The following is an 18,925-nucleotide window of genomic DNA, read 5'->3' as shown; positions in this document are numbered from 1 at the left end:
TTGTCGCCCCCCCCCCGGCGGCGGCCGGGGGGCACGGCCCGCCCTCCCGCCCGCCCCGCGTCCGCCCCGCCGCCCGCGCCTGCCCCGGTGGCCGCCGCCGCGCGCACGCCGGCACCTCCGGCGGAGCTGGTGCCCGAGCCGGCCCCCCTGGTGGCCGCGGCGGCCCCGGAGGCGCCCGCCGCCGCGTCGGCGCCGGCCAGCGAACCGCCCGCCGCCTCGGCGCCGGCCGGGTCGGCCGCCGCGGGGGTGCCGGCCGGGGCGCTGGCCTTCGACTGGCCGCCGTCCACGCGCCTGGACTACGACTTCGAGGGCTACTACCGCGGCCCGGCCTATGGCAGCGCCCGCGTGGACTGGCTGCGCGAGGGCGACCGCTACCAGGTGCGCCTGGAGGTGCGCATTCCCCCCGTCGGCGCCCGCCGCATGCTCAGCGACGGGCGGCTGGGGCCCCAGGGCCTGGTGCCGCTGCGCTACGACGAGGAGACCGACCAGCTGTTCCGCACCACCCGGCAGACGGTGCGCTTCGAGGACGGCCGGGTGCAGCTGGCCAACGGCAAGGACGCGCCGCTGCCCGAGGGCGTGCAGGACACGGCCAGCCAGTTCGTGCAGATGACGTGGCTGTTCCTCACCGGCCCCGACCGCCTGCAACCGGGCCGGGTGGTGGAGTTCCCGCTCGCCTTGCCGCGCCGGGTGGGACGCTGGACCTACGACGTGCGGCCCGCCGAACGCCTGAGCCTGCCTTTCGGCGAGGTGGACGCAGTGCCGCTGGAGCCGCGGCCGCAGAGCCGGCGGGGCAACGAGTGGCTGGTGCACATCTGGGTGGCGCCCTCGCTGCAGTACCTGCCGGTGAAGATCGTGCTGCGCCAGAGCGCCGAAAGCTACGGTGAGATGCGGCTGAAGCGGCCCCCCCTGCAGGCGGCGCCGGTGCGCTGAGCCGCCGCGCCCCTCGCCCGGCGCGCCCGTATAGTGAAGCACCCCTGCTGAACAGACCCCGGAGACCGAACGCATGAGCGAGCCGACCCCCGCCAACGCCTACACCTGCATCCTCACCGAGCGCCACGGCGGTGACGCCGCCACCGGCGCGCTGGCGACCGGCGTGATCCGCCTGAACCGGCCCAAGCAGATGAACGCCCTGAACGACCAGCTGATGGACGAGCTGGGGCAGGCGCTGCTGGCCTTCGACGCCGACCCTGGCATCGGCTGCATCATCGTCACGGGCAACGAGAAGGCCTTCGCCGCCGGCGCCGACATCGCGGCGATGAAGGACTACGACTTCAGCCACACCTACGCCACCGAGTACATCTCGCGCAACTGGGAGACCATGCGCCGCGTGCGCAAGCCGGTGATCGCTGCGGTGGCCGGCGTGGCGCTGGGCGGCGGCTGCGAGGTGGCGATGATGTGCGACATGGTGATCGCCGCCGACAACGCCAAGTTCGGCCAGCCCGAGATCACCATCGGCGTCGTGCCAGGCGCGGGCGGCACCCAGCGGCTGCCGCGCGCCATCGGCAAGGCCAAGGCCATGGACATGGTGCTCACCAACCGCTGGATCGGCGCGGCCGAGGCCGATGCCTGGGGCCTCGTGTCGCGCGTCGTGCCGGCCGACCGGCTGATGGACGAGGCGCTGGCCGTGGCGGCCAAGATCAACGGCTTCGGCCAGATCTCGGTGATGGCCGCCAAGGAGGCCGTCAACCGGGCCTTCGAGTCCTCGCTGAGCGACGGCCTGTGGTACGAGCGGCGCTTGTTCCACGCCATGTTCGGCACCGCCGACCAGCGCGAGGGCATGGCCGCCTTCCTGGACAAGCGCGCACCGAAATTCCGTTGACCCCCACGCCCCCTTGCCAGGGGGCTGCCCCCCGAGGGGGCTCGCGCAGCGGACCGGCAGAGCCGGATCCGCGCACGCCACTTGGCGACGGCGGCCCTGCGAGCGCCGCCGGACTGGGCGCTACGGCTGCAGCCAGCGGGCGCCGTCGGCGTCGAAGGCGGCGCGGCGGTGGCCGGTGGCGGCCAGGGCCAGCCAGTCCATGCGATCGACGCGGGCGGTGACCACCGCGAAGTGCGCGCGGGTGCCGCGTTCGGGCGCCGGGTGGGCCACCGGGGTGCCCGGGGGCAGGGGCGAGAGGTAGTCGTCCGCCGCGGGCGACATCTTCAGCCGTGCCCAGCGGGTGGACACCGCCAGCCCTTCGTGCTCGAGCGTGAGCGTCACGGCGAGCCGCAGCTGCCAGCCGAGCGCCGCCGACCAGCACACCAGCGTGGCCTGCGGATGGGCGGCCAGCTGCGCCGCCTTGGGGGAGCGCGCGTCGGTGAAGAACACCAGCTCCCGCGCCGGCGCGTCCACCTCGCGCAGCACCACGGTGCGCGCGTCCGCGGCCACGGCGCCATCGGCGGCCTGGCCCACCGTGGCCAGCACCGGCGTGCGCCAGGGGTGGGCCCGCTGGCCGGCGGCCGCCACCAGCTCGTCCCACAGCCGCTCGCGCAGCTCGGGCAGCGTCAGGTCGGGCGGGGGGCCTGCAGGGGCGGCGGGGGCGTCGGGCATGGCGCGGCCATCATGGGGCGCACCGCGGCGGGGCACCGTTGATCCGCCTCAAGCCAGCGGCTGCGCCGATACAGGGGCTTACCCTTCTCGCCGCAGTGCCGGGAACAGCACCACGTCGCGGATGCTGGGGCTGTCGGTCAGCAGCATGATGAGCCGATCGATGCCGATGCCGCAGCCGCCGGTGGGCGGCATGCCGTATTCCAGCGCGCGGATGAAGTCGGCGTCGTAGTACATCGCCTCCTCGTCGCCGGCGTCCTTGTTGGCCACCTGGGCATGGAAGCGCGCGGCCTGGTCCTCGGCGTCGTTCAGCTCCGAGAAGCCGTTGGCGTACTCGCGGCCGGTGATGAACAGCTCGAAGCGCTCGGTGATGGTCGGGTCGGCGTCCGAGGCGCGCGCCAGCGGGCTCACCTCCACGGGGTAGTCCACGATGAAGGTGGGCTGCCAGAGCTTCTCCTCCACCACCGCCTCGAACAGGCCGAACTGCAGCTCGGCCAGCGTCCAGTGCGCCGGCGGTTCCTCGCCCAGCGCCTTGAGCTTGGTGTGCAGGGCCGCCGCGTCGGTGGACTCGGCGTCGGTGCAGCCGGCGTGCACCACCAGCGACTCGCGCACCGACAGCCGGGCGAAGGGCTTGTCCAGCTCCACGGGCTTGCCGGCGTACGTGAGCACCGCCGAGCCGGTGGCCGCGCGCGCGGCATGGCGCAGCACGGCCTCGGTGAAGTCCATCACGTCCTGGTGGTTCCAGTAGGCCGCGTAGAACTCCATCATCGTGAACTCCGGGTTGTGCCGGACGCTGATGCCTTCGTTGCGGAAGTTGCGGTTGATCTCGAACACCCGCTCGAAGCCGCCCACGATGAGGCGCTTGAGGTAGAGCTCGGGCGCGATGCGCAGGAACATCTCCTGGTCCAGCGCGTTGTGGTGGGTCACGAAGGGCTTGGCGTTGGCACCCCCGGGGATGGGGTGCAGCATGGGTGTCTCCACCTCCAGGAAGCCGTGCTCGACCATGAAGCCGCGGATGGAGGCCACGGCCTTGCTGCGCGCCACGAAGCGAGCGCGGGCCGCGTCGTCGGTGATGAGGTCCACGTAGCGCTGGCGGTACTTCTGCTCCTGGTCGGTCATGCCGTGGAACTTGTCCGGCAGCGGCCGCAGGCTCTTGGTGAGCAGGCGCACCGCGCTGGCCTTGACGGAGAGCTCGCCCGTCTTGGTGCGGAACAGCGTGCCCTCGCAGGCGAGGATGTCGCCCAGGTCCCAGTGCTTGAAGGCGGCCAGCGCCTCCGCGCCCACGGCGTCCTGGGTGACGTACAGCTGGATGCGGCCGGACGCGTCCTGCAGGGTGGCGAAGCAGGCCTTGCCCATCACGCGCTTGAGCATCATGCGGCCGGCCACGGCCACCTTCACGCCCTGGGGCTCCAGCTCCTCGTTGGGCACCTGGCCGTGGCGGTGGTGCAGGTCGGCCGCATGGTGGCTGGGCTTGAAGTCGTTGGGGAAGGCCGCGCGGCCCTCGGCCTGGGCCTGCACGCGCAGCTGGGCCAGTTTCTCGCGCCGTTCGGCGATGAGCTGGTTGTCGTCGGCGGCGGGGGTGGCGGGGGCGTGGTCGTGGCTCATACGGGCGGCGCGCAGGCGGCGTCGGGGCGTCAGGGAAAGGGCCCGATTCTAGGAGTTGCCCGCCCCCCGGCCTCCTAGAATGGCCTGTTCTGCCCGCTCCGATGCCGCCCATGCCGACCCAGACACCCGACCGGCCCGCCATGCCCGCCGCCCAGCCCGCTGCGGAGCGCCGCATCGCCGTGGTGGGCCTGGGCTACGTGGGGCTGCCGGTGGCGGTGGCCTTCGGCCGCCGGGCGCCCACCCACCGGCCGGTGATCGGCTTCGACATCCAGGCTGCCCGCGTGGCCGAGCTGCGCGCCGGGCACGACCGCACCGGCGAGGTCGCGCCCGAGGAGCTGGCGGCAGCGCGGCTGCAGGTCACCGACGCGGTGGAGGATCTGCGCGCCGCCGACTTCTACATCGTGGCCGTGCCCACGCCGGTGGACGCGGCCAACCAGCCGGACCTGTCGCCGCTGGTGGCGGCCTCGCGCACCGTGGGCGGCGTGCTCAAGCAGGGCGACATCGTGGTGTACGAGTCCACCGTGTACCCCGGGGCCACCGAGGAGGACTGCGTGCCCGTGCTGGAGGCCACCTCCGGCCTGCGCCACGGGGTGGATTTCTTCACCGGCTACAGCCCCGAGCGCATCAACCCGGGCGACCGCGAGCACCGCTTCGAGACCATCCGCAAGATCGTCTCCGGCTGCGACGCCGCCACGCTGGAGACCGTGGCGGCCGTGTACGCCTCGGTGGTCACGGCGGGCGTGCACCGGGCGCCCAGCATCAAGGTGGCCGAAGCCGCCAAGGTGATCGAGAACACGCAGCGCGACCTGAACATCGCGCTGATGAACGAGCTGTCGGTGGTCTTCGCCCGCATGGGCATCGACACGGCCGAGGTCATCGCCGCCGCGGCCACCAAGTGGAACTTCCTGCCCTTCCGCCCGGGCCTGGTGGGCGGCCACTGCATCGGCGTGGACCCGTACTACCTCACCCACAAGGCCGAGCGCCTGGGCTACATCCCGCAGGTCATCCTGGCCGGCCGCCGCATCAACGACAACATGGGCCGCTACGTGGCCCGCAACGTCGTCAAGCGCATGCTGCAGAACGGACTCGACGTGCCACGCTGCCGCGTGGGCGTGCTGGGCATCACCTTCAAGGAGAACTGCCCGGACATCCGCAACAGCAAGGTCGTCGATCTCGTGCGCGAGCTGCAGGACCACGGCACGACGGTGGTGGTGGTGGACCCGCACGCGGACGCGGCCGAGGTGCACCATGAATGCGGCATCACGCTGGGCTCGCTGGACGACGCGCCCTTCGACGCCCTGGTGGTGGCCGTGGCCCACCGGGAGTACCGGGCCCTGCAGCCGGCCGGGCTGCGGGCGCTGCTGCGCGGCGAACGGCCGGTGCTGGCGGACGTGAAGGCGCTGTACGACCGCGACGTGCTCGCGGGATGGGGCTGCACCGTGTTCCGCCTGTAGCATGCGCCCGCCGCCCGGGTGCCGGGCGGGTTCAGGGAGTCGACATGCATGCAATGAACCTGCGCGACGGGCGGGTCGCGCTGGCGTGGGCGCTGGCCGCCGGACTGGCCGCCTGTGGAGGGTCCGGCTCGGGCGACGGGCAGGGGCTGTCGGTGACGCTGATGGCCGACAGTGCGTCCACGCCCTGGCGGACCGGCGCGATCGCCTTCCAGCTCACGCCGCCCATGGGGCCGGGCGACCAGATGCGCTGTCGCGTCGACCAGCTGCCCGAGGCCAACTGCGCCACCGGCCCGGGCGGCGGACTCGCGCCCTACCAGGACCTGGCGCCCGGCGCCCACACGCTGCAGGTCAGCGTCGGCCCGCCGGGCGCCATGACGAGCCGGTCGGTCACCTGGCAGCTCATCACGCCCGATGTCGTGGTCTATGGCGCCACGCCGGCGGGCATCACGGCGGCCCTCGCGGCCGCCAGGGCGGGGAGGGCGGTGGTGCTGGCCGAGCCCACCGCGCGCATCGGCGGCATGATGACCGGCGGCCTGGCCAACACGGACGTCGGTGACGCCCCCGTCAAGCCCATCGGCGGCATCGTCGCCGAGTTCTTCGACCGGGCGCGACAACGGGAGCGGCAGAACGGGGCCTGCCCCACCGACGCGGCCTGCCCGGACGCGTACGACTTCGAGCCGCACGTGGCCGGCGAGGTGTTCACCGCGCTGCTGCGCGAGCAACCCCGCATCTCGGTGCAGCGCCAGCTGCCCTTCCTGGCCGTCATGAAGGACGGCACCCGCGTCACCGGCCTGGGCACCGCTCGCGGGGAGCTCACCGCACGCGTCTTCGTCGACGCGAGCTACGAGGGTGACCTCATGGCGGCGGCCGGGGTGACCTTCACCCTGGCCCGCGAACCGCGGCTCGCCGGCGACGGCGTGCCACCCGGCGACATCGAGGACAACGCGGGCTTCGGCCAGCTGGCGCGTCCCTATGGGCTGAACGTGGACCCCTACCTCGTGCCCGGTCAGCCCGCCAGCGGCCTGATTCCGTTCGTCGAGCCCGCGCCGCCGTCCTGGCCGCCGCCGGGCGCCGCGGATGACCGGCTCATGGCCTACAACTACCGGCTGTGCGTCACGGACGACCCGGGCAACCGCATCCCCTTCGACCGCCCGGCGGACTTCGACCCGGCGCGCTACGAGGGCTCCGCCCGGGTGGCGGTGGCGATGGCCGCGGCGGGGACCAAGCCGCTCGACGAGCTGTACTTCAACCCCTACCGGACGGTCGGCTCGCGGACGACCGGCTATTACAAGTACGACCTCAACGGCGGCTCGGTGTTCTCCACCGACATGTCGGCACCGGGCTGGAACCAGGCCTATCCGCTGGCGGATGCCGCCGGCCGCCGGGCCATCGAGGCGGCCTACCGGCGCTACATCGAGGGCCTGTTGCACTTCTGGCGCACCGACCCGCGTTTCGGGGCGCTCAACGCCAAGGTCGCCCGGTTCGGCCGCTGTGCCGACGAGTTCGTGGACAACGGCCACTGGCCCACGCAGCTGTACGTGCGCGAAGCGCGCCGCATGGTGGGCGAGTACGTCACGAACGAGAACGACGTGCTCGTCAACGGCCGCCGGCCGCTGCCCGAGGACAGCATCGCGATGGGCGGCTACGACCTCGACTCGCACCTGCGCCGGATCACCGTGGCCCGCATCAACGGTGCCGACCGCGTGGTCAGCGAGGGCTTCCGCATCGTGCGCCACGCGGGCGACCCGCGCTACCGCATCGCCTACCGCAGCCTGCTGCCGCGGCGTGGGCAGGCGGACAACCTGCTCAACCCGGTCACGCTGTCGGCCACCTCGATGGCCTATTCGTCGATCCGCATGGAGCCCACCTTCATGGCGCTGGGCCAGGCGGCCGGCACGGCGGCGGCCATGACCGTGGAGCAGTCCGTGGCGCTGCACGACCTGGACGTGCCGGCGCTGCAGCGGCGCCTGGAGGCCGCCGGGCAGGTACTGCGCTGAGGCCCGGGCGTCGCTGGGGGACAATCGGCGCGCCCCCAGTGACCGCCCTCCGATGAAGAATCCCGCCCTGAACTTCGCGCTGGTGGGCGCGGCCGGCTACATCGCCCCGCGCCACATGCGTGCCATCACCGACACCGGCCACCGGCTGGTCGTGGCCTACGACCGCAACGATTCGGTCGGCATCATCGACAGCCACGCGCCGCAGGCCGAGTTCTTCACCGACTTCGAGCGGTTCCTCGCCCATGCCCACCGCCTCAGGCGCCAGCCCGGCCAGGCGCTGGACCTGGTGTCGGTGTGCAGCCCCAACCACCTGCACCACGCCCACATCGACGCCGGCCTGCGCCTGGGCGCCGACGTCATCTGCGAGAAGCCGCTGGTGCCCACCGCCGCGCTGGTGGACGACCTGCAGCAGGTGGAACAGGAGACGGGGCGCCGGGTGTGGAACATCCTGCAGCTGCGCCACCACGAGGCCATCCTGCGCCTGCGCGAGAAGGTGGCGGCGGCACCCGCCGACACGCGCTTCGAGGTCGAGCTCACCTACATCACCTCGCGCGGCAAGTGGTATGCGCAGAGCTGGAAGGGCGACCCGCGCCAGTCCTTCGGCGTGGCCACCAACATCGGCGTGCACTTCTTCGACATGCTGCACTTCGTCTTCGGCCGGCAGCTGGACAGCCGGGTGCACCTGTCGCTCGAGGACAAGGCGGCCGGCTTCCTCGAATACGAGCGCGCCCGGGTGCGCTGGTTCCTGTCCATCGATGCTGGGGACCTGCCCGACGAGGTGCGGGGCCGCAAGACCACCTTCCGCAGCATCGACATCTCGGGCGAGCAGCTGGAGTTCTCCGAGGGCTTCACCGACCTGCACACCGTGAGCTACCGCGAGATCCTTGCCGGGCGGGGCTACGGCCTGGCCGATGCGCGGCCCTGCGTGGCCACGGTCGAGGCCATCCGCCGGGCGCCGGTGGTGCCGGCCGGCGTCGATGCCCATCCCTTCGTCGCGCGCGCGCTGCGCGCGCGCGCATGACGGGCCCGGCCATGGCGACCGGCACCGACGCGCCGCTCATCCACCCCAGCGCCATCGTGGACGAGGGCGCCCAACTCGGCGCCGGCACGCGGGTGTGGCACTTCAGCCATGTGTGCGCCGGTGCGCGCATCGGCGCGGGCTGCTCGCTGGGCCAGAACGTGTTCGTGGCCAACGACGTGCAGATCGGCGCGGGCGTGAAGATCCAGAACAACGTCTCCGTGTACGACGCAGTGACGCTGGACGACGAGGTGTTCGTCGGCCCCAGCGTGGTGTTCACCAACGTGCTCAACCCGCGCGCTGCGGTGCCGCGCAAGGCCGAGTACCGGCGCACGCGCGTGCGGCGCGGCGCCTCGCTGGGTGCCAACTGCACGCTCGTGTGCGGTGTGACGGTGGGTGAATACGCGTTCGTCGCCGCCGGGGCGGTGGTCACGCGCGACGTGCCGGCCTTCGCGCTGGTGGCGGGCGTCCCCGCGCGCCACATGGGCTGGGTGAGCCGCCATGGCGAGCGCCTCGCCTTCGACGCCCAGGGCCAGGCCCGCTGCCCGGCCACTGGCGAAGCCTATCGCCTGGACAGCGACGGAGCCGTGCAGCCATGCAGTTCATCGACCTGAAGACCCCGTACGCGGCGCTCAAGCCGCAGATCGACGCCGCCATCCAGCGCGTGCTCGACCACGGCCAGTACATCCTGGGGCCCGAGGTGGCCGAGCTGGAGGCGGCCCTCGCCCAGCGCGCCGGCGTGCCCCACTGCATCACCGTGGCCAGCGGCACCGAGGCCCTGCTCATCGCCCTGATGGCGCTGGGCATCGGCCCGGGCGACGAGGTGATCACCACACCCTTCAGCTTCGCCGCCACCGCCGAGGTGGTGGTGCTGGCCGGCGCCACGCCGGTGTTCGTGGACGTGGAGCCCGACACCGGTCTCATCGACGTGGCGCAGGTCGAGGCGGCGGTCACACCGCGCACGCGGGCCATCATGCCGGTGAGCCTGTACGGCCAGGTGGCCGACATGGACGCGCTGCAGGCCGTCGCCGACCGCCACGGGCTGGCGGTGGTGGAGGACGCCGCGCAGAGCTTCGGCGCGCGCTACCGCGGCCGGCCGAGCACGGGGCTGTCCACCTTCGGCGCCACCAGCTTCTTCCCCAGCAAGCCGCTGGGCTGTTATGGCGACGGCGGCGCGCTGTTCACCGCCGATGCCGCCCTGGCGCAGGCGGCGCGCGAGATCCGCGTGCACGGGCAGAGCGCGCGCTACCACCACACGCGGGTGGGGGTGGGCGGTCGCATGGACACCCTGCAGTGCGCGATCGTGCTGGCCAAGCTGGCGCGCTTCGACTGGGAGCGGGAGCGCCGCGCGGAGCGCGCCGCCCGCTACGACGCGCTGCTGGCCGGCTCGGCGGCCCGGCCGATGGCCGTGCGCGGTGGCCGCGACAGCGCCTGGGCGCAGTACACCGTGCGGGTGGCCGACCGCCCCGCCGTGCAGGCGGCGCTGCAGGCCGAGGGCATTCCCACGGCCGTGCACTACCCGCGCGCCCTGCACCAGCAGCCCGCCTACGAGCGCTTCGCCCCGGCGCGCGGCTGCCCCGTGGCGGAGCGGCTGGCCGGCGAGGTGCTGTGCCTGCCCTTCAGCGCCGACCTCACCGAGACCGACCAGGACCGCGTGGCCGCCGCGCTGCGTGCGCTGCCCGGTGCCTGAGACACCCCCCGGCGCGCCACGCCCGGACCCGGCGCCCGCCGGCACCGCGGCCGGCCTGTGGCGTGCCAGCCTGGTGCTGCTGGCCGGCGGCACCCTGGCCCAGCTGCTCCCGCTGCTGCTGGGGCCGTGGCTGACGCGCCTGTACACGCCGCAGGAGTTCGGCCACTACCACCTCTTCGCTGCCGTCGCGGCCACGCTCGCGGTCGCCGCCTGCGGCCGCTACGAGTTTGCGCTGCCGATGGCCGCCGACGAGGGGCAGGCGCATGCGCTGCGCCGCCTGTGCCTGCGCCTGCTGGCGGCGGCCACGCTGCTGTCGGCCCTGGGCGGCCTGGGCTGGATGGCGGCAGGCGGCCCGCCCTGGGCGGCGGCCCTGCCGGTGGCGGTGGCGGCGCTGGGCACCGTGTCGCTCGCCACGCTCTGGGCCAACCGGGCACAGCGCTTCCGGGCCCTGGCCGGCGCGCGCGTGCTGCAGCATGGCGGCGGCGCGCTGGCGCAGGCGGCGGCCGGCTGGGCCGGCGCCGGCGTGGGTGGCCTGGTGGCGGGCCCGCTGGTGGCCGCGGCGGCCACGGTGGCCGCGCTGCGGCTGCCGTGGGGCCAGGGGCCGGCGGGGCAACCCGGGCTGCGCGACGTGGCGCGGCGCCACCGGGACTTCCCGCTGTGGAACACGCCCCATGCCTTCGCCGGCGCCCTGCAGGATGCCGTGGCGGTGGCCCTCGTGGCGGCCTGGGCCGGCCCCGCGGCGGCGGGGTTCTGGGGCCTGGCCCTGCGCTACCTGAAGGCGCCGGCCACGCTGGTGGGCAGTGCCGTGTCGCAGGCGCTGTACCCCCGGCTGGGCGGCGCGGGGCCCACCGTGGCCTCGCGCCAGGCCGTGCGGCGGGTCATGGGGCTGCTGGCGCTGCTGGCGCTGCCGCTGGTGGCGCTGCTGTGGGTGGCCGCCCCCTGGGCATTTGCGGTGGCCTTCGGCGAGGACTGGCGCGGCGCCGGCGAGCTGGCCCGGGCGCTGGCGCTCTACATCGGGCTGCACTTCGTGGCCAGCCCGCTGGGCGTGGTGACCATGGCCTGGCAGGCGCAGCGCTGGGCGCTGTCCGTGGCGCTGGTGGGGCAGGCCGTGTTCGTGGCGGCGCTGGCCGGCGGCCTGTGGGCCGGCGGGCTGGCCGGTGCCGGCTGGGCGGTGTCCGTCGCCATGGCGGCGTATTTCGGCGCGTACTTCTGGCGCCTGGCCACCTGGCCCGTGCCCGCACCCGGTGCGGTGGAACAATCGCGACCGTGACCTGCTCCTTCCTGCGCCGACGCGCGCGCCTGCCCTGATGCGTGCCACCCTGAACCGCTGGCGGCGGCGCCTGGCGCGCGCGCTGCTGTACCGCATGGTGTTCGGCGAGCGCTCGGCCGGCCGGTCGTTGCCGCACACCCGCATCTCGCCGGCCGCCTGCCTGGAGCACGAGGACCGCCTCGTGCTGGGCGACCATGTCTACATCGGGCCGTTCAACTTCATCGAGGCCAGCGGCGGCATCACGCTCGGCGACGGCGTGCAGGTCACCAGCCACTGCAGCCTGGTCACGCATGCGTCGCACCGTGCGCAGCGCCTGCTCGGCGAGGGCTACGTGAACTGGCCGGCGCATGTCGAGCGGCCGGGTTGGATCGCCGGGCCCATTGCCATCGGGGCCTACAGCTTCATCGGCCCGCACAGCCTGATCGAGGCCAACACCCGGCTGGGTCGCGGCACCCTGGTGTGCGCAGGCAGCTTCGTGCGCGGCGAGTACCCCGATTTCGCCATCCTCGAGGGCCGTCCCGCCCGCATCGTGGGGGACACGCGGCGCGCCGACGCGCGCCTGCTGGAGCGCTATCCGGCCGTGCAGCCGCTCTACCAGGCCTGGGCCGCGCAGGACGGGCCGGGCGGGCAGGGCGACGGGGGGCCAGGCCGCGCATGATCCGACTGGTGCTGATCGGCGACGGCGAGAGCCCGCACCTGCTGAAGTGGGCGCGCGCGCTCGCCGCTCCGGCGCTGGCCGGCCGGGTGGCGCTGTGGGTGGTCTCCTCGCGCGGCTTCCTGCCAGGCTTCGACGCCGTGCTGCCGGCCGATCGTCGCCTGGCGCTGCACACCCGCCCCCGCTTCGCCGGCGGCAACGTGGCGCTGCTGCGCACGCTGCCCCGCGTGGTGGGCTGGCTGCGCGCGGTGCGCCCCGACTGGCTGGCGCCGCACTACCTCAGCTCGCACGGCACGCTGGCCTGGGCCGCCGTGCGCCTGGGTGGCGTGCGCGCCCGCATCGCCGGCTCGGCCTGGGGCTCGGACATCCTCGTCGCGCCCGAGCGCAGCCGCGTGATGCGCTGGCTGACCCAGCGCGTGCTGCGTGCCTGCGCCGTGACGACGAGCGACTCGCGGCACATGGCCGACCGCATGCGCGCGCTCGGTGCGGCCGAGGTGATGGTGTTCCCCTTCGGGCTGGAGGCGCTGCCGCCCGAGCCGGTGGACAAGGACGAGGCGCTGTGCTTCGCCAACCGCGGGCTGGAGCCCATCTACCGCCCCGAGCGGGTGCTGGAGGTCTTCGCGGCGCTGGCCGCCGGCTGGCCCGAGGCACGGCTGGTGGTCGCCAACGATGGCTCGCTGCGGCCGGCACTGGAGGCGCGCGCCGCGCAGCCCGACCTCGCCGGTCGCGTGCAGTTCGTCGGCCGGCTGGACGCGGTGACGCAGGCCGGCTGGTACGCCCGCGCCCGCTGGTACCTCAGCCTGCCAGCGAGCGATTCGGTCTCGGTTTCGGTGCTGGAGGCCATGGCCCACGGCGCCATCCCGCTGCTGTCGGACCTGCCGGCCAACCGCGAGCTGGTGCGCGACGGCGACAACGGCCTCATCCTGGCCGAGGGCGAGCGGCCCGGCCGGGCGCGCCTGGCCCCGCTGGCCGCGCGGGCCGGGCAGATCGGCCGCGCGCAGCGCGAGTGGGTGGCTGCGCTCGCCTTGTTCCCGGCGGCGGTGGACAGCTACGTGGCGCGGCTGGAGGCGGGGCGGTGAACATCCTCTACCTGAACCACTACGCCGGCACGCCCGCGCTGGGCATGGAGTACCGGCCGTACTACCTGGCGCGCGAATGGGTGCGCGCCGGCCACCGGGTGCAGATGGTCGCGGCCAGCTTCTCGCATGTGCGCGCGCGCCAGCCGGCCCCTGGGCGCGAGGTGGTCGACGGCATCACCTACGACTGGCTGGCCACGCCGGCCTACCGCGGCAACGGCCTGGGCCGCGTGCGCAACATCGCCGTGTTCCTCGCCCGCGTGATGGCCCGGGCACGGGGCTGGGTGCGCGCCCAGCGGCCGGACGTGGTGATCGCCTCCAGCACCTACCCCATGGACATCTGGGTGGCACGCCACCTGGCCCGCCGGGCCGGCGCGCGGCTGGTGTTCGAGGTGCACGACCTGTGGCCGCTGTCGCCCATCGAGCTGTCCGGCATGTCGCCACGCCACCCGTTCGCCCTGCTGTGTGGCTGGGCCGAGAAGACGGCGTACCGCGAGGCGGACGTGGTGGTGTCCATGCTGCCCAAGGTGCACGCCCACATGGCCGGCCGCGGGCTGGACCTGCGCAAGCTGGTGATCGTGCCCAACGGCATCTCGCCCGACGACTGGGCCGCCGACCCGCCCGCCTTGCGGCCGGACGTGGCCGCCGCGCTGGCCACCGCCCGCGCCGCGGGCCATGCGGTGGTGGGCCATGCCGGCTCCATGGGCCTGCCCAATGCGCTGGACACGCTGCTGGACGCGGCCGGGCGCCTGCGCCAGGAGCCGGTGACGCTGCTGCTGGTGGGCGACGGCCATGAGCGCGAGCGCCTGGTGCAGCGCATCGCACGTGAGCAGCTGGCCCATGTGCACTGGCTGCCGCCCATCCCGAAGGCCCAGGTGCCGGCCTTCCTGCGCGCGCTGGACGTGGCCTACATCGGCTGGCAGCGTGTGCCCATCTACCGCTTCGGCATCGCGCCCAACAAGCTGATGGACTACATGATGGCCGGCTGCCCGGTGCTGCATTCCGTGGAGGCCGGCAACGACCCGGTGGCGGAGGCTGGCGCCGGCCTCACCGTGCCGCCCGAGGACGCCGCCGCGGTGGCCGACGGCCTGCGCCGGCTGCTCGCCCTGCCGGCCGGGCAGCGCCGCGCCATGGGCGAGCGCGGCCGCGCCTTCGTGCAGGCCGAGCACACCTACCCCGTGCTGGCCGAGCGCTTCGTCGCCGCCTGCCGCGGCGCCCGCCCGGGAGCCCTGGCATGAGCCGCCGCTGGCCCGCCGACCGCTACAGCCTGCTGCGTCCGGACGTGTGGCAGCTGGTGCAGGAGCGCCAGCGCGCCATCTACCAGGGCCTGCTCGCCCGCGGCTGGCACGAGCCGACGGCGCTGCACCTCACCGAAGTGGGCTGCGGCGCCGGCGGCAACCTGCTGGAGTTCCTGCGCCTGGGCTGCACCCCCGCCCACCTCACCGGCTGCGAGTTGCTGCCCGAGCGGCTGCAGATGGCGCGCGAGCGCCTGCCCGCCGCGGTGACGCTGCATGGCGGGGACGCGGCCGAGGCGCCCATCGCCCCGGCCAGCCAGGACATCGTGGCCCAGGTCACCGTGTTCTCGTCCGTCCTGGACACGGCGGTGCAGCAGCGCCTGGCCCAGGCGATGTGGCGCTGGGTGAAGCCGGGCGGCGCCGTGCTCTGGTACGACTTCACCGTGGACAATCCGCACAACGCGCAGGTGCGGGGCATGCCGCGCCACCGCCTGGCCGAGCTCTTTCCTGCCGGTCGGGTGCAGGCGCGGCGGCTGACGCTGGCGCCGCCCATCGCCCGCCGGGCGGCCGCCGTCCACCCGTCGCTGTACACCGTGTTCAACGCCGTGCCTGCGCTGCGCACGCACCTGCTGGCCTGGATCGACAAGCCGCTATGACCTCTCCGCCGCCCGTTCCCCCGTCCGCCGAGCCGCCCTTCCTGCCCTTTGCCCTGCCCGAGATCGGCGAGGCCGAGATCGCCGAGGTGGTGGACACCCTGCGCTCCGGCTGGGTGACCACCGGCCCGAAGGCGCGCCGTTTCGAGGCGGCGTTCACCGACTACCTGGGTGACGCGTCGCTGCAGTCCATTGCCGTGAACTCCGCCACCGCGGGCCTGCACCTCGCCCTCGAGGCCGTGGGCGTGGGCCCCGGTGACGAGGTGATCACCACCACGCACACCTTCACCGCCACGGCCGAGGTGGCCCGCTACCTGGGGGCGGACGTGAAGCTGGTGGACATCGACCCGGCCACGCTCAACCTCGACCCGGCCGCCGTGGAAGCGGCCATCACGCCGCGCACCAAGTGCCTCATCCCCGTGCACTACGCCGGCCTGGCCGCCGACATGACGGCGATCCTGGCCCTGGCGCGGCGCCATGGCCTGAAGGTGGTGGAGGACGCCGCCCACGCGCTGCCCACCACCCACCGCGGCGCGCGCATCGGCACGCTGGCCAGCGACGCCACGGTGTTCAGCTTCTACGCCAACAAGACCATCACCACCGGCGAGGGCGGCATGCTGGTCACGCGCGACGCCGCGCTGGCCGACCGGGCGCGGGTGATGCGCCTGCACGGCATGAGCCGCGACGCCTTCGACCGCTTCACCGCCAAGGTGCCCAGCTGGTACTACGAGATCGTGGCGCCGGGCTTCAAGTACAACCTCACCGACATCGCCGCCGCGCTGGGCCTGCACCAGCTGCAGCGCGCGGACGCCTTCCAGCGCCGGCGCGCCGAGCTGGCGGCCGCCTACGACGAGGCCCTGGCCGGCCTGCCGCTGGTGCGCCCGCCGCAGCCGCCGGCGGGCGACATGCACGCGTGGCACCTGTACGTGCTGCGCCTGGCCGATGGGGCGCCCCTCGGGCGGGACGCGCTGATCGAGCGGCTGTACGCCGACGGCATCGGCTGCAGCGTGCACTACATCCCGCTGCACCGCCACCCGTACTGGCGCGAGCGCTATGGCCTGCGCGACGAGGACTTCCCGCACAGCCAGCACGCCTACGAACGCACGCTCAGCCTGCCGCTGTACACCCGCATGACGGATGCCGACGTGCAGCGCGTGGCGGCCTCGCTGCGGCGCGCGCTGGCGGCATGACGTGCGGCAGGGCGTGGCCACGGTGGTGAGGCGGCCGGCACGGTGGGAATGACGCTGCACATGGCCAAGCGGCTGCTCGACATCCTGGGCTCGCTGGCGGGCCTGCTGCTGCTGGCGCTGCCCGGTGCGCTGGTGGCGCTGGCGATCCGCCTGGATTCGCCCGGCCCGGTGTTCTTCCGCCAGGAGCGCGTGGGCCGGCACGGCCGGCCGTTCCGCATCCACAAGTTCCGCACCATGCGGGTCGACGCCGAGCGGTCGGGCCAGCTCACCGTGGGCGAGGACCGGCGGGTGACGCGCGTCGGCCGTGTCCTGCGCGCCCACCGCCTGGACGAGCTGCCGCAGCTGATCGACGTGCTGCTCGGCGACATGAGCCTGGTGGGGCCGAGGCCCGAGGTGCCGCGCTACGTGGCCCTGTACCCGGCAGACCTGCGCCAGCGCGTGCTGGCCGTGCGCCCCGGCATCACCGACCCGGCGTCGCTGGCCTTCCGCGGCGAGGCCGAGCAGCTGGCCGCCGCGGCCGACCCCGAGCGCGAGTACGTGGAGGTGATCCTGCCGCGCAAGCTGGCCCTGGCCGCCGACTACGCCGACCGGGCCAGCCTGTGGACCGACCTCGCGCTCATCTGGCGCACCCTGGGGGTGCTGTGGACCCGCTGAGCCGCACGGCCGCCCCGGCCGCCGCCACGGCCTGGCACCGGCTCGACCGCGCGCTCGCCCGCCTGCGCCCGCACCGCGAGCCGCTGTCGCTGGCGGTGGACGCGGCCATGGTGGTGCTGGCCTGGAACGCCACCTACCTGTTCCGCCTGGGCTTCGAGCGCTGGTGGACGGCGCGCCCCGGCTACGACGGCTGGGTGCTGGCGGGGGTGGTGGCGGTGTACCTCGCGGCGTTCGCGCTGGCCAAGGTGCCGCAGAGCATGTGGCGCTTTTCCGGCTTCGGCGAGGTCAAGCGCCTCACCCTGGCCTGCCTGGCCGCCGGCACCGTGAGCGCAGTGGGCGTGCTGGGCCTGCAGCTGGTGCAGGTGCCGCGCGCGGTGCTGGCGCTGCACCCGCTGGTGGCGCTGATGGCGGTGTGCGGCGTGCGCGTTGGCTACCGCATGCTGTACGAGCATGCGCGTGCGCGCATCACCGGCAGCCAGGCCGAGGTGCGCCGGGCGCTGGTGCTGGGCGCCGGCGAGGCGGCGCGCCGCCTGCTGGCCGGCATCCACCAGCAGGGCTGGGTGGTGCTGGGCCTGCTCGACGACGACCCCGCCAAGCAGGGCGCACGCATCGCCGGCGTGCCGGTGCTGGGGCCGCTGGCCGACGTGCGCGACAAGGGCGTGCGCGGCGCGGCCACCCACCTCATCATCGCGCTGCCGGCGGCCAGCGCGGCGCAGCGCCGCCGGGCGGTGGAGCTCGCGGGCGCCAGCGGGCTGCCCGTGCTCACCGTGCCCTCGGCGGAAGAGCTGCGCCAGGGCAGCGGCGTGGAGCGCGTGCGTGACATCGAGCCCGAGGACCTGCTGGGGCGCGAGCCGGTGGTGCTGGACGAGGCGGGCATCGCCCAGTGCCTGGCGGGGCGCACGGTGCTTGTCACGGGCGCCGGCGGCAGCATCGGCAGCGAGCTGTGCCGGCAGGTGGCGCGCTTCGCACCAGCGCGGCTGGTGCTGTACGAGCTGTCGGAGTACGCGCTGTACAGCATCGAGCAGGACCTGCAGGGCGCCTTTCCGCACCTGGAGCTGGTGCGTGTGATCGGCGACGTGAAGGACCTGGCGCACCTGCGCGCCACGCTCGGCCACTGGCGGCCGCAGGTGGTGTTCCATGCCGCGGCCTTCAAGCACGTGCCGCTGATGGAAGAGGCGCACAACGCCGCCGCCGCGCTACGCAACAACACGCTGGGCACGTACCACGCCGCGCTCGCCGCCGCGGAGCACGGCGCCGAGCGCTTCGTGCTCATCAGCACCGACAAGGCGGTGAACCCCACCAACGTGATGGGCGCCACCAAGCGCGCGGCCGAGCTGGTGGTGTCGGCGCTGGCCGCCGAGCACCCGGCCACGCGCTTCATGGCCGTGCGCTTCGGCAACGTGCTGGGCTCCTCGGGCAGCGTGATCCCCAAGTTCAAGGCCCAGATCGCCGCTGGCGGGCCACTGACCGTCACCCACCCGGACATCATCCGCTACTTCATGACCATCCCCGAAGCCGCCCGTCTGGTGCTGCAGGCCGCCGCCATCGGCGAGACGGGCCAGGTGCTGGTGCTGGACATGGGCGAACCCGTGCGCATCGTGGACCTGGCCCGCACGATGATCCGCCTGGCCGGCCGCACGGAGCAGGACATCCCCATCGTCTTCACCGGCCTGCGGCCGGGGGAGAAGCTGTACGAGGAACTCCTGGCCGACGACGACGCCACGGTGCCCACGGCGGTGCCGCGGCTGCGGGTGGCGCGGCTGCGCGACGGCGTGCCCCTGGCCGGCCTGCGACAATCCCTGGTTGCGCTGCAGGCGGCCGACGGGCCGGCTCCGGCCGACGCGGTCCGCGCCTTCCTGGCGCACTGGGTGCCCGAGTACCGGCGCACCTGACGCGCCGGC

At 74.2% G+C, this 18,925-nt stretch carries 17 protein-coding genes; 15 read left to right on the top strand and 2 right to left on the bottom strand.

Features of this window, described 5'->3' with window-relative positions:
- The coding region (locus tag ACE3UN_RS11205) for a DUF3108 domain-containing protein (RefSeq protein WP_374675026.1) at nt 1-930 on the top strand (930 nt) is incomplete at its 5' end.
- A 73-nt stretch (nt 931-1,003) separates the two neighbouring features.
- Nucleotides 1,004-1,819 (top strand): enoyl-CoA hydratase, encoded by an 816-nt coding sequence (locus tag ACE3UN_RS11200; protein WP_374675025.1) that lies wholly within the window; start codon nt 1,004-1,006, stop codon nt 1,817-1,819.
- A 120-nt stretch (nt 1,820-1,939) separates the two neighbouring features.
- Here the strand turns inward: ACE3UN_RS11200 and ACE3UN_RS11195 are convergent, their stop codons facing one another.
- Nucleotides 1,940-2,530, bottom strand: coding sequence for a pyridoxamine 5'-phosphate oxidase family protein (locus ACE3UN_RS11195; protein WP_374675024.1), 591 nt, complete (start codon nt 2,528-2,530; stop codon nt 1,940-1,942).
- 78 nt (nt 2,531-2,608) lie between these two features.
- Nucleotides 2,609-4,132 (bottom strand): lysine--tRNA ligase, encoded by a 1,524-nt coding sequence (gene lysS / locus ACE3UN_RS11190; protein WP_374675023.1) that lies wholly within the window; start codon nt 4,130-4,132, stop codon nt 2,609-2,611.
- 110 nt (nt 4,133-4,242) lie between these two features.
- Here lysS and ACE3UN_RS11185 point away from each other — a divergent pair, with 110 nt between their 5' ends.
- From ACE3UN_RS11185 to ACE3UN_RS11125, 13 genes are read left to right on the top strand one after another with little or no spacing between them, the layout of a single operon-like run.
- A complete protein-coding gene (locus ACE3UN_RS11185; RefSeq protein WP_374675022.1) occupies nt 4,243-5,586 on the top strand; it encodes a nucleotide sugar dehydrogenase in 1,344 nt (447 codons plus the stop codon).
- 44 nt (nt 5,587-5,630) lie between these two features.
- Nucleotides 5,631-7,583: an FAD-dependent oxidoreductase gene (locus ACE3UN_RS11180; protein WP_374675021.1), complete on the top strand. Its 1,953-nt coding sequence runs from the start codon at nt 5,631-5,633 to the stop codon at nt 7,581-7,583.
- Between the two features lie 52 nt (nt 7,584-7,635).
- On the top strand, nt 7,636-8,604 hold the full coding sequence (locus ACE3UN_RS11175) for a Gfo/Idh/MocA family protein (protein WP_374675020.1): 969 nt from the start codon (nt 7,636-7,638) through the stop codon (nt 8,602-8,604).
- Between the two features lie 11 nt (nt 8,605-8,615).
- Nucleotides 8,616-9,215, top strand: coding sequence for an acyltransferase (locus tag ACE3UN_RS11170; protein WP_374675019.1), 600 nt, complete (start codon nt 8,616-8,618; stop codon nt 9,213-9,215).
- A complete protein-coding gene (locus tag ACE3UN_RS11165) occupies nt 9,197-10,291 on the top strand; it encodes a DegT/DnrJ/EryC1/StrS family aminotransferase (RefSeq protein ID WP_374675018.1) in 1,095 nt (364 codons plus the stop codon). Before ACE3UN_RS11170 ends, ACE3UN_RS11165 begins: the two co-directional genes overlap by 19 nt.
- Nucleotides 10,284-11,561 (top strand): oligosaccharide flippase family protein, encoded by a 1,278-nt coding sequence (locus ACE3UN_RS11160; RefSeq protein ID WP_374675017.1) that lies wholly within the window; start codon nt 10,284-10,286, stop codon nt 11,559-11,561. The genes ACE3UN_RS11165 and ACE3UN_RS11160 overlap by 8 nt, the downstream gene beginning before the upstream one ends.
- 37 nt (nt 11,562-11,598) lie before the next feature.
- Nucleotides 11,599-12,219: an acyltransferase gene (locus tag ACE3UN_RS11155; RefSeq protein ID WP_374675016.1), complete on the top strand. Its 621-nt coding sequence runs from the start codon at nt 11,599-11,601 to the stop codon at nt 12,217-12,219.
- Complete coding sequence (locus ACE3UN_RS11150; RefSeq protein WP_374675015.1) at nt 12,216-13,295, top strand: glycosyltransferase; 1,080 nt, start codon at nt 12,216-12,218, stop codon at nt 13,293-13,295. The genes ACE3UN_RS11155 and ACE3UN_RS11150 overlap by 4 nt, the downstream gene beginning before the upstream one ends.
- Nucleotides 13,292-14,530, top strand: coding sequence for a glycosyltransferase family 4 protein (locus ACE3UN_RS11145; RefSeq protein ID WP_374675014.1), 1,239 nt, complete (start codon nt 13,292-13,294; stop codon nt 14,528-14,530). Before ACE3UN_RS11150 ends, ACE3UN_RS11145 begins: the two co-directional genes overlap by 4 nt.
- Nucleotides 14,527-15,183: a class I SAM-dependent methyltransferase gene (locus ACE3UN_RS11140; protein ID WP_374675013.1), complete on the top strand. Its 657-nt coding sequence runs from the start codon at nt 14,527-14,529 to the stop codon at nt 15,181-15,183. Before ACE3UN_RS11145 ends, ACE3UN_RS11140 begins: the two co-directional genes overlap by 4 nt.
- The gene (locus ACE3UN_RS11135; protein WP_374675012.1) at nt 15,180-16,370 is read left to right on the top strand and encodes a DegT/DnrJ/EryC1/StrS family aminotransferase; all 1,191 of its coding nucleotides are present in this window, start codon (nt 15,180-15,182) and stop codon (nt 16,368-16,370) included. The genes ACE3UN_RS11140 and ACE3UN_RS11135 overlap by 4 nt, the downstream gene beginning before the upstream one ends.
- Before the next feature lie 60 nt (nt 16,371-16,430).
- Entirely contained in the window at nt 16,431-17,024 is a 594-nt protein-coding gene (locus ACE3UN_RS11130) for a sugar transferase (protein ID WP_374675030.1), read from the top strand.
- Nucleotides 17,012-18,916: a polysaccharide biosynthesis protein gene (locus tag ACE3UN_RS11125; RefSeq protein WP_374675011.1), complete on the top strand. Its 1,905-nt coding sequence runs from the start codon at nt 17,012-17,014 to the stop codon at nt 18,914-18,916. The genes ACE3UN_RS11130 and ACE3UN_RS11125 overlap by 13 nt, the downstream gene beginning before the upstream one ends.
- The last annotated feature ends 9 nt before the right edge of the window (nt 18,917-18,925 follow it).

The sequence above is a fragment of the Ideonella sp. genome (genome assembly GCF_041918995.1).
GTDB lineage: Bacteria > Pseudomonadota > Gammaproteobacteria > Burkholderiales > Burkholderiaceae_C > Ideonella.
The sequence above is the reverse complement of the archived record's forward strand: the minus strand, read 5'-3'. Positions and strand labels throughout refer to the sequence as shown.

Bases quoted from the DNA above. Each gene is read 5' to 3' on its own strand.
- ACE3UN_RS11200 (WP_374675025.1), top strand. From the start codon at position 1,004: ATGAGCGAGCCGACCCCCGCCAACGCCTACACCTGCATCCTCACCGAG.
- ACE3UN_RS11195 (WP_374675024.1), bottom strand. From the start codon at position 2,530: ATGCCCGACGCCCCCGCCGCCCCTGCAGGCCCCCCGCCCGACCTGACG.
- lysS (WP_374675023.1), bottom strand. From the start codon at position 4,132: ATGAGCCACGACCACGCCCCCGCCACCCCCGCCGCCGACGACAACCAG.
- ACE3UN_RS11185 (WP_374675022.1), top strand. From the start codon at position 4,243: ATGCCGACCCAGACACCCGACCGGCCCGCCATGCCCGCCGCCCAGCCC.
- ACE3UN_RS11180 (WP_374675021.1), top strand. From the start codon at position 5,631: ATGCATGCAATGAACCTGCGCGACGGGCGGGTCGCGCTGGCGTGGGCG.
- ACE3UN_RS11175 (WP_374675020.1), top strand. From the start codon at position 7,636: ATGAAGAATCCCGCCCTGAACTTCGCGCTGGTGGGCGCGGCCGGCTAC.
- ACE3UN_RS11170 (WP_374675019.1), top strand. From the start codon at position 8,616: ATGGCGACCGGCACCGACGCGCCGCTCATCCACCCCAGCGCCATCGTG.
- ACE3UN_RS11165 (WP_374675018.1), top strand. From the start codon at position 9,197: ATGCAGTTCATCGACCTGAAGACCCCGTACGCGGCGCTCAAGCCGCAG.
- ACE3UN_RS11155 (WP_374675016.1), top strand. From the start codon at position 11,599: ATGCGTGCCACCCTGAACCGCTGGCGGCGGCGCCTGGCGCGCGCGCTG.
- ACE3UN_RS11150 (WP_374675015.1), top strand. From the start codon at position 12,216: ATGATCCGACTGGTGCTGATCGGCGACGGCGAGAGCCCGCACCTGCTG.
- ACE3UN_RS11140 (WP_374675013.1), top strand. From the start codon at position 14,527: ATGAGCCGCCGCTGGCCCGCCGACCGCTACAGCCTGCTGCGTCCGGAC.
- ACE3UN_RS11135 (WP_374675012.1), top strand. From the start codon at position 15,180: ATGACCTCTCCGCCGCCCGTTCCCCCGTCCGCCGAGCCGCCCTTCCTG.
- ACE3UN_RS11130 (WP_374675030.1), top strand. From the start codon at position 16,431: ATGGCCAAGCGGCTGCTCGACATCCTGGGCTCGCTGGCGGGCCTGCTG.